Source organism: uncultured Campylobacter sp. (assembly GCF_938018145.1).
GTDB lineage: Bacteria > Campylobacterota > Campylobacteria > Campylobacterales > Campylobacteraceae > Campylobacter_A.
In genome coordinates this window covers 1-9,149 of record NZ_CALIII010000117.1, presented here as the reverse complement: position 1 = coordinate 9,149, position 9,149 = coordinate 1, and the positions used below count along the sequence as shown (strand labels likewise).

The 9,149-nt window shown below is 47.3% G+C and carries 7 protein-coding genes; 2 read left to right on the top strand and 5 right to left on the bottom strand.

The window, feature by feature from the left end; genetic code table 11:
* Both Q0338_RS02610 and purN read left to right on the top strand, forming a co-directional pair.
* Positions 1-1,144, top strand: a 1,144-nt coding sequence (locus Q0338_RS02610) for an NAD(P)H-hydrate dehydratase (protein WP_298085401.1), incomplete at its 5' end; no start/stop codon positions are given.
* Complete coding sequence (gene purN, locus Q0338_RS02605; protein WP_298085400.1) at positions 1,126-1,713, top strand: phosphoribosylglycinamide formyltransferase; 588 nt, start codon at positions 1,126-1,128, stop codon at positions 1,711-1,713. The genes Q0338_RS02610 and purN, both read left to right, overlap by 19 nt.
* Before the next feature lie 666 nt (positions 1,714-2,379).
* Here the strand turns inward: purN and Q0338_RS02600 are convergent.
* From Q0338_RS02600 to Q0338_RS02580, 5 genes are all read right to left on the bottom strand, one after another.
* Positions 2,380-3,756, bottom strand: coding sequence for an efflux transporter outer membrane subunit (locus Q0338_RS02600; protein WP_298085399.1), 1,377 nt, complete (start codon positions 3,754-3,756; stop codon positions 2,380-2,382).
* Entirely contained in the window at positions 3,749-6,886 is a 3,138-nt protein-coding gene (locus Q0338_RS02595; RefSeq protein WP_298085398.1) for a multidrug efflux RND transporter permease subunit, read from the bottom strand. Before Q0338_RS02595 ends, Q0338_RS02600 begins: the two co-directional genes overlap by 8 nt.
* Positions 6,886-8,070, bottom strand: coding sequence for an efflux RND transporter periplasmic adaptor subunit (locus Q0338_RS02590; RefSeq protein ID WP_298085397.1), 1,185 nt, complete (start codon positions 8,068-8,070; stop codon positions 6,886-6,888). Before Q0338_RS02590 ends, Q0338_RS02595 begins: the two co-directional genes overlap by 1 nt.
* A gap of 119 nt (positions 8,071-8,189) precedes the next feature.
* Complete coding sequence (locus Q0338_RS02585; protein WP_298085396.1) at positions 8,190-8,822, bottom strand: TetR/AcrR family transcriptional regulator; 633 nt, start codon at positions 8,820-8,822, stop codon at positions 8,190-8,192.
* 62 nt (positions 8,823-8,884) lie between these two features.
* The coding region (locus tag Q0338_RS02580) for a FixG Ig-like domain-containing protein (RefSeq protein WP_298085395.1) at positions 8,885-9,149 on the bottom strand (265 nt) is incomplete at its 5' end.

Genomic DNA, 9,149 nt, shown 5'->3' with positions numbered 1-9,149 from the left:
CGAGCTAACCAGGGCGCTAAAATGCGGCGTAAATTTGATCTCAAATTTGACGGAAAGCGGCGAATTTGACTGCATCATCGACGGGATTTTCGGAACCGGACTTAGCCGCGAGCTAGACGAGCGGACGATAAATTTGATAAATCTACTAAACGAAAAATCTGCCTACAAACTCGCCTGCGACATCCCAAGCGGGCTTGATAAAAACGGTATGTCGCAAGGAGCGGTTTTTAAGGCTGATACGACCGTGACGATGGGTGCACTAAAGCTAGCGCTTTATAGCGACTTTGCAAAGGATTTCGTAGGGCGCGTAAAGGTCGCAAATTTGGGCCTTCCCCGCGAGCTTTACGAGACGGGGACGAGCTTTTATAAACTTGGAAAAAGCGATTTAAATTTGCCGTTTCGCGTAAAACAAAACGCTAACAAGGGCGACTTTGGCCACGTGTTTGTCGTTAGCGGCCAAAAGAGCGGAGCGGCGCGTATAGCTGGACTTGCCGCGCTAACTATGGGCGCTGGGCTCGTTAGCGTCGTGGGCGAAAATTTAAACATCGAGCCCGTTTTAATGCAAAGCGCGCGCATAACGCCCAAAATGCGAGTCGGAGCCGTCGGCATGGGGCTTGGCGAGCTTGATGAGGCGCAAAAAGACGAGCTTTTTAGCGAGCTAAAAACAAAAGACGCGCTCGTTATCGACGCCGATCTTTGCTACGAGCCGCGCACGCTTGAGCTTTTAAACAGCGAAAAGGTTGTGATAACGCCGCACCCAAAAGAGTTTGCGAGCCTGCTTGAGCTTGCTGATTTAGGTAAATTTGACGCTAGCGAAGTACAAAAAAATCGTTTCAATCTCGCTCAAATTTTTAGCCGAAATTTTAAATGCGTGCTTGTGTTAAAGGGCGCAAATACGCTAATCGCGCAAGGCGGCGAGGTTTACGTCATGACGCACGGCAGCGCCGCGCTCGCAAAAGGCGGCAGCGGAGACGCGCTAAGCGGTATCATCGCGGGACTGCTCGCGCAGGGTTATAGCCCGCTAAATGCCGCGATCTCGGGCACGCTAGCTCACGCTCTAGCCGCCCGCGAAATCAAAATCAACGACTACGCGCTCACGGCCGCGGACGTCATCAAAGGACTCAAATGCTTACGAAAAAAATAGCGGTTTTATTTAGCGGCGGCGGCTCGAATTTAGAGGCGATTTTAGAGAGGTTGCACGGCAAAGTTTTTGGCGAAACCAAGATCGAAGTCGCGCTAACGCTAACAAATAAAGCTAACGCAGGCGGCATAGCAAAAGCCGCAAAATACGGCCTAAAAAGCGTCGTTATCGAGCACGTTAATTTTGCCTCGAGAGAGGAATTTGACGCCGCGGTCGTAGAGGAAATCAAGCGCGCAAACGTCGATTTAACGGTGCTTGCGGGCTTTATGCGCATTCTTACGCCCGTTTTTACGAGGCAGATTCGCGCGATAAATTTGCACCCGTCGCTGCTGCCGCTTTTTAAGGGCGCGCACGCGATAAAAGAGAGCTTTGAGAGCGATATGAAGGTGGGCGGCGTGAGCGTGCACTGGGTGAGCGAGGAGCTAGACGGCGGTGCGATCATCGCTCAGCGCGCGTTTGAAAAGAGCGCAGGAATGAGTTTTGAGGATTTTGAAGCTAAAATCCACGCGATAGAGCATGAAATTTTACCTGAAACTATCGTGCAAATTTTGACGGGCAAAGAGAAAATTTAACGACTAAATTGACGAATGTTTTTGGCTCTTGCTAAATTTAGAAATTTTGCGCTTGTTTTTATATTGCGTCAAATTTAAGAATGCAAATTTGCGAAATCGTCGCGCGTTGCAAATTTTGCTTGGCGGTTAAAACATCAAAAACGTTAAATTTGGCCGATTTTGCTCTAATGCAGTACTTTCGTGCCGCTTGCCAAAATTAAAAATCAAATTTGGCAGCGGGTATTTGCGCTAAATTTGATCCCGAAATACGTCTGTAAATTGATCGTAAATCGCCTTCATGCTCGAAAATTTTGCCAAAAAACCGTAAATTTGAAGCAGTAAATTTACAAAGCGTGCACTCCGGATAGGACTATGTAAATTTGAATGACTTTGTGTGTCGCTCAAAGCTAAAACAATTTTACATCTTTGAAAGCAAATTTATCTCAAAAGTCGCAACGAAAATTTATCCAAAGTATCAGGCGCCTAAAAACAGGTTTATGGGGGTCGCGCGAATAGCAAAAGCAAGCGCTAAATTTTGAAATTTGAAGGCCATAAAGCAAGATAAATTGCGGCGATAAAACGGGCTAAATATTTAAAATTTACAGCCGACGTCGCGTCAAATTTAAAACCGAAAAGCAAAAGGAAATTCAAAAAGAAAGAGGCGGAAAGCTCCGCCAAAAAGTAAAATTATTCGGCTTTAAATCCGCCGCCAAACGCCTTATAGACGTCCACGACCGAGTCGATGAGGCTCAAATTCGCCGCGATGTCTTGGAGCCTAACCGAGAGTAGGTTGCGCTGTGCGTCGAGTAGTTCCAGGTGCCCGGTATAGCCTTCTTCAAACTGATCCTTGGCTAGCTTATAGATTTTTTCTTGCGAGTGCAGGAGTTCTTTGACCTGATTTAGCGTTAGTTTGGCGTTTTTACGGTTGTTTAGCGCATCTCTAACCTCGCCCAGAGCCTTTTTGACCGCCGCTTCGTAGGCTACGGCCGCGATTTGCTCGTTAGTTTCGGCGATGCGGACGTTGTTTTTGGTTCTGCCGTAATCAAAAATTTTCTGCACCAAAGATCCGCCTATGCTCCACGTGTTTGCGTTGCTGATAAAGATATTTTCAAAATCCACGCTAGAAAATCCAAAAAGTCCCGTTAGCGAGATGGACGGCAGATAGTCGGCTTTTGCGACGCCGATTAGCGCGTTAGTGGCGTTTAGATCGGCGTAGGCTTTAGCTACGTCGCTCCTTCGCAGCAGTATGTCCGCGCTCACGCCCGCACTCACTTCGGGCTCTTTTGGTAGCATTTTAGCGCTCTGCACGGCTCCGTTTAGGATCTCGTCGTTTGATTTGCCCGTTAGTATCGCTACTGACGTTAGAGCCTGAGATAGCGAGGTTTGCACCTCTAGCAGGCTTACTTTTGCGCTTTCGACGGCGGCTTTGCTTTGTAGATAGGTCGTCTCGTTTATGCCGCCTAGATCAAGCTGCGTTTTGCGAAGCGCCAGCGTCTCCTCGTATGTTTTTAGCGTATCTTTTAGCACGGCTTCGCGCATATTTAGAGCCACGAGCGCGAAGTAGCTTTTAGCCACGCTAGAGCTTATACTAAGGCGCGCGGTAGCGTAGTCTAGCTTGGTCGCGTTTAGACCGGCTTTAGCCGACTCGACGCTGTTTCGCACTCTGCCCCACAGATCTATCTCGTAGCTAAGGCCCAAATTTACCTGCGAGGTTCGGTAGCGCGTTTGAGGCTGTTTGGTGTAGGTTTCGCCGCTGCTTTTTGCTTTGGTATAGCCGACGTTTAAATTTACGCTAGGAAAAAGATCGGCCTCCGAGATGCCCAGACTCGCGGCCGCTTTTTGTAAATTTAAATAAGCCGTGCGAAGGTCGGTGTTTTTCTCTAGCGCGCTAGCTACGAGGGCGTTTAGATTTTCGTCGCCAAACTCCTTCCACCACTCGTCTCTGATGTCGCTAGTTTCAAATTTATACGTAGATTCAAATTTCGTATCGACCTCGGGGATCTCGGGTCGAAACGAGCAGCCCGCTAAAAATAGCGCCGCGGCTAAAGTTAAAATTTTATACATTTTTGACCTCCTGTGCTCCGCTTGGTTTTTTGTCCCAGACTTTGTTGTTTAGCTTTTCTAGCAGATAGTAAAACATCGGTATGAAAAATATCGCTATCGTAGTGGCCGCTATCATGCCGCCGATCACGCCCGTGCCTAGCGAGTGGCGAGAGGCAGCGCCAGCGCCCGTGCTGATAACCATCGGGAAAACGCCCAAAGTAAATGCGAGCGAGGTCATGACGATCGGGCGGAAGCGAAGCCTTGCCGCATTAACGGCCGCGTCAAATACGCTCTTGCCCGCCAGTCTTTCTTGCATCGCAAATTCTACGATAAGGATCGCGTTTTTAGCCGATAGACCGATGAGAAGCAGTAGTCCGATCTGGAAGTAGATGTCGTTTGTTAGCCCTCTAGCCCAAACGGCGACTAGCGAGCCAAAAACCGCAAACGGAACGGCCGTGATAACGGCTAGCGGGATTAGCCAGCGCTCATACTGCGCGGCTAGTATCAAAAACACGAAAATCATACCGAAGATAAACGCCGTAGAGCCCGTGCCTTGCGAGCTAACCTCCTGATAGGCCGTGCCCGCCCAGCTGATCGAGTACTCTTCCATATTTAGCGTTTGCTCGACCACCTCTTGTATCGCTTTTATCGCGTCTCCCGACGTGTAGCCCGGTTTTGGGTCGCCTTGGATCTTAGCCGCAGGGAAAAGATTAAATCTATCTACGATATCCGGACCCAAAATTCTAGTTAGAGTTGCGACGGAGTTTAGCGGTATCATCTCGCCGCCGCTTGAGCGGACGTAAATTTTACGCAAGTCTTCGGGGTTGTTTCTAAAACCCTCTTCGCCTCTAGCGTAGACGCGGTAGGATTTACCGAAAAGGTTGAAGTCGTTGACGTAATACGAACCGAAGGTTGAGCCGATCGCGCTAAAAATTTCGCTCTCGCTCACGCCGAACATCTGGGCTTTTTGCCTATCGACGTCGATTTTAAACTGGCGGTAATTAGTCTCTAGCGTCGAGCGCACGCTGGTTAGATCCGGGCGAGCGTTTGCGGCGGCGACTACTTTTTTCACATCCTCTTCGATCTGGGAGTAGCTTTTGCCGCTTTTATTTTGTAGATACATCTCAAAGCCGCCCGTCATCGATAGCCCCATGATAGGCGGGACGTTTACGACAAAGCTCATCGACTCCTTCGAGCCCCAAAGCATACCGTTAAAAGGCCCGGTTAGCGCGTCTGCTTGACTATCCGGCGTTTTTCTCTGGCTCCAATCTTTTAGCTTGATAAAGCTGATGGCAGAGTTTTCTCTAAGAGCGCCCGCAAGCATATCATATCCGGCAAAACCCATCGTAAATTCGACGTTTGGATTGCTTAGAACCATGTTGCTGATAGTTTTTACCTCTTCTTTGGTTTTTAGCATATTGCTTGACGGCGGTAGCGAAGTGATAACCATCAGCGCGCCCTTATCTTCGGACGGTACGAGGCCGCTAGGGACTTTTTTAAACAGCTCGAAAGTCGCAAAACCCATGACGCCTATCAAAATAAGGCTGATTATTACGTGACGAAGCACTTTTGCAACGCCTGCGGTAAAAATTTTCGTACTCCAGTCGAAAAAGTCGTTAAATTTCTGCACGAACCAAAACGGCTTGCTCTCTTGTTTTTTTAGCATAACGCCGCAAAGCGCCGGAGTAAGCGTAAGCGCGACAAAGCCCGAAATACAAACCGAAGTAACCAGAGTGAGCGCAAACTGACGCTGGATCACGCCGACAAAACCCTCCATAAAAGAAACCGGAACAAAAACGGCTGATAAAACCAGCACGATCGAGATGACCGGGGTTTGTACCTCTTGCATCGCTTTATAGGTCGCTTCTTTGACGGTGATGTCTTTTTCCTCGTGTAAAATTCTCTCCACGTTTTCGATAACGATGATGGCGTCGTCCACGACGATACCGATAGCAAGTATGAGCGCGAAAAGAGTGATTAAATTTATGCTAAATCCCATCGCGTACAGTCCGCCAAAGGTGCCGATGATGGACACGGGAACGGCTAGCATCGGGATGATAGTCGCGCGGAAGCTCTTTAAAAACATATACATAACGATGATAACTAGGATCATGGCCTCGACGAAGGTCTTTATAACCTCTTGGATAGAAACTTCGATAAATTCGGTCGGATTATACGCGATCGTGTGCGTAAATCCCTCGGGAAAATTTTTACTTAGCTCGTCTAGCTTTGCGTTTACCGCTTGCGCCGTGGCTAGGGCGTTAGCGTCGTTTTGCATAAAGATTAAAAGCGGCACGGCGTCTTTACCGTTTAGCATCGCGTCGTTAGCGTAGCTAGCCGCTCCCAGTTCTACCGTGGCTACGTCTTTTAGCTTTAGCGTCGCGCCGTCCGCGCTTTTGATGATTATATCGCCAAACTGCGCGGCGTTTTTGAGTCGTCCGCCCGTGCGAACGGAATAAACGTAAGGATTATCGCCGTCTGATGGCTGCTCGCCTATCTTGCCGGCGGCGTATTGGCTATTTTGGATTTTTACTTGGGCGATTACGTCGCTAGGAGTTAGCTTGTAGTAGGCGAGCAAATCGGGCTTTAGCCAAATTCGCATCGAGTACTCTTTGCTGCCGATTAGCACGGTATCGCCCACGCCGTTAACCCTTTTAACCTCGTCTGCTATGTTTAAATTTACGTAGTTATACATATCGATAGAGTTCATTTTCGGGCTGGTAAAGCCTATAACCTCTAGGATCGAGCCGCTGCGTTCGCGCACGGTCACGCCCATGTTTTGCACCTCTTGAGGCAGTCTTGAGAGCGCGGCTTGGACGCGGTTGTTTACGTCGATCGTGGCTTGTTTGGCTGAGGTGCCGATTTTAAAATAAACGTTGATATTTAGCGAGCCGCTCGAGCTTGAGGTGCTTTGCATATAGAGCATGTTTTCTACGCCGTTTATCTGATCCTCGATCGCGCTGGCTACGGAGTCGGAGATGGTTTGAGCGTCGGCGCCCGTATAGACGGCGCTAACGGAAATTTGAGGCGGAGTTAGCTTAGGATACTCCTCGATAGGAAGCCCTTTTATCGCCATCGCGCCCGCGATAACTATGATGATAGATACGACGGTGGCGAATATCGGGCGATTTATGAAAAATTTAGAAAACATCACTTAGCCTTTTCTTGCTCGTTTTTAGGCTCTAAATTTGCGCCTTTACCAAAGCTTTCGGTTAGGTCCTTATCTATCTCGACGGGTGCGCCTACGCCGATTTTTAGGAAGTTGTTTAAGATGATTTTATCGCCTTCGTTTAACCCCTCGCTAACGACTGCGGCGTCTTTGGTTTGGTAGGTGATTTTTACGTCTTTAGAGGCTACTTTACCGTCCTCTACGACTAGCACGTAGGTCTTGACGTCGGTTTGCTGGAGTGCTACTTGAGGGATTTTAAAGCCGTCTTTTTGATAAAATCCGCCCATCGTCACGTGGCCGAACATGCCCGGTAGCAGCTTGCCCTCGTCGTTGTTAAATTCGGCCTTGGCTAAAACTGTGCCCATATTCGTATTTACGACGTTATCGATGAAATTTACCTTGCCGTTAAACTCTCCCGGGCCGACTTTTAGCACGGCGTCCGAGTTTGTTTGCGCCCAGAGGCCGCTTTCTTGCATTTTGACGCGGTTTAGGTTATCGACGTCGGAGATGTGGAAGTGCGCCTCGATCGGGTTGATTTTGGTTAGGCGCACTAGCTGGGTCGTGTTTGCTACGACTAGCGAGCCCACGTCTACTAGGTTATCGCCCAAAACGCCGTCAAAAGGCGCGGCGATACTCGTGTAGCCTAGGTCTATTTTGGCGTTTTTAGCGTTTGCTCTAGCGCTTAGTAAATTTGCGTTTGCGATCTCGAGCGCCGAAACTGCCGCGTCGTACTCTTTTTGCGAAACGGCGTTTTTCTTATATAAATTTGAAATTCTGTTAAATTCGGTCTGAGCGTTTTTTAAATTTGCGTTTGCTACGCCGATAGAAGCCTCAAGCGCGTCGTAGCTGGCTTGGTATTTTTCGGAATCTATCAAAAACAGCTTGTCGCCGGCTTTTACGTTATCGCCCGGTTTAAAAAACTGCTTGGTTATCGTGCCGCTTACTTTTGGATAGACGACTATGTCTTGCTGGCTCGTTAGGGTCGCGGTGTAGTCAAAGCTGATCGGTACGTCTGATTTTTTAGCTACGAATATATCGACCTTTGACGGCGGCATTTGCCGTTGTTGTCCGGCTGCGGCCGCGCTTTTTTTATCATTACTATCAAAGCATGCCGTAAAAAGCAGCGACGCCAATAATAAAACAGAGATATTTTTAAAATTTCTCATAAATTTGCCTTTAATTTTTTGGGATATTATACAAAAATTTTGTCTGTAATATTTGTTACAAATAAAGTCGGCTATTTTACTCTTATTTACACGAAAAGTCAAATTTTAGAGAGTAGAATTTAGCGTTTTTTTACGCCGTGTAAAAACATATCTATGCGTGTTTTTACGTGCTCTTCGCGCTCTTCTTTGCTTAGCATTATGTCCTCGTTTAGCAAAATAGCATTATAATGATAAGGCTCTCTAACGACTGCGGCAAACGCCTTGGCTGCAACGTAAGGAGAGATACATGGATTTAGTTGGACTTTTATGTCTTCGCGCTCGAAAAAATCGATTAAAATTTTATCGATTTTGCTTAAAATTTGATCCAAAAACTCTTTGCCCAAAAGTCCGTCGTTTTTTGCACCTTCGCTCATCATTACTCTTGAGATTAGCGTGGTTTTCTTTTCGCAGATGATGTCGAAAAATATCATCGCAAATTTGGTTAAAAAATCATCCAGTTTATGCGATAAATTTAGATCGATTTTCTCGTCTATTTGCGTCCTAAAGTCGTCGAATCCACGCTCTACGATGGCGCGAAAAAGTCCTTCTTTATTTTCAAAAAATTTGTAGATGCTCGCCAGCGACCCGCCGCTTTTTTTGATGATATCCGTTAAACTCGTGTTTTCGTAGCCGTTTTCGAGGAAAATTTCAAGTCCGGCTTGGATGAATTTCTCTTTTCTCTCGGCGCTTCGTTTCGTCGGTTTCGTATTCATTTTTCTAGCCCTCAAATTTCAAAAAATCTTAAAATATGATTATACTATAAAAAAATAATTTTTTACTCACTTGGATGGGCGAAAATCGTCCGTCTCTTAACACTTATTTTTTCTTTGTTATCCGCTGCGTAGGCTGAGATTTCTATCTTCGTCATTTGCTCGCCGGTCATAGCAAATGCCGATTTAGGCGCGCTTAGCACGACTACGACTTTCCTTTTTTCGCCTGCTTTTAGCGAAATTTGAGCCTTTGGGCGCTCGATTTTTATCGGCGCTTTAGCTTCCTCCGCGCTAACGTCAAAATAAAACTCATGCGCGTGCGCGTCGGTG

Bases quoted from the DNA above. Each gene is read 5' to 3' on its own strand.
- purN (WP_298085400.1), top strand. From the start codon at position 1,126: ATGCTTACGAAAAAAATAGCGGTTTTATTTAGCGGCGGCGGCTCGAAT.
- Q0338_RS02600 (WP_298085399.1), bottom strand. From the start codon at position 3,756: ATGTATAAAATTTTAACTTTAGCCGCGGCGCTATTTTTAGCGGGCTGC.
- Q0338_RS02595 (WP_298085398.1), bottom strand. From the start codon at position 6,886: ATGTTTTCTAAATTTTTCATAAATCGCCCGATATTCGCCACCGTCGTA.
- Q0338_RS02590 (WP_298085397.1), bottom strand. From the start codon at position 8,070: ATGAGAAATTTTAAAAATATCTCTGTTTTATTATTGGCGTCGCTGCTT.
- Q0338_RS02585 (WP_298085396.1), bottom strand. From the start codon at position 8,822: ATGAATACGAAACCGACGAAACGAAGCGCCGAGAGAAAAGAGAAATTC.